Origin of the sequence: Bradyrhizobium sp. CCBAU 45394, from assembly GCF_028128655.1 — a bacterium.
Lineage (GTDB): Bacteria > Pseudomonadota > Alphaproteobacteria > Rhizobiales > Xanthobacteraceae > Bradyrhizobium > Bradyrhizobium diazoefficiens.
The window spans coordinates 1-634 of sequence record NZ_LBIX01000055.1; the positions used below are offsets into that span (position 1 = coordinate 1).

The window sequence follows — 634 nt, forward strand, 5'->3', positions numbered from 1 at the left end:
TGCGGCTGTCACATGCCGCTGGCCCGTATGGGAGTTCGCGGAACGGGTCCAATTCAACTTCGCGTGCTCGAGGCGCGTATCCATGATCTGGTTTTCCCATTCCTGTCTCGTGACCGTGCGCCATACTCTCCGGTTGACCTTCTCACACTCACGGTCCCTGCCGCGGAACTACTTCGCCGCAGCCGGAGCCCGATAGGTTCCGCCTCTCGCCATCAATGCCCAGACGATGCGCGCCATCTTGTTAGCGAGGGCGACGATCACCAGCATGGGCGGCTTGAGGGCAAGCATGCGCGCAAGCCAAGAATCCGCTGTCGAGCCTTTGCGCATTGCCCAGCGCACGGCCGCGCTCGCGCCGATGATCAGCAGTCGTCGCAGGGTTCGTTCGCCCATACGTGACGTCTTGCCGAGCTTCTGCTTGCCTCCGGTGGAGCGCTGCAGCGGGGTAAGCCCCAGCCATGCCGCAAAGTCGCGTCCCCTCTTGAAGGCCTGGGCTGTCGGCGCCAGGGCAACGAGCGCCGTAGCCGTGATCGGCCCAATTCCTGGGATCGTCATTAGCCGCTTCGCTTCGGCATCCTCCTTGGCGCGCCGGGCGAGCTCTCGGTCGAGCAGCGCCACCTTCTCGTTCAGGGATCGC

At 64.4% G+C, this 634-nt stretch carries 1 protein-coding gene; it reads right to left on the reverse strand.

The features are described 5' to 3' along the window. Positions 1-168: 168 nt before the first annotated feature. Positions 169-634 (reverse strand): transposase (locus WN73_RS11640; RefSeq protein WP_271552844.1); only part of this gene is annotated, 466 nt, incomplete at its 5' end.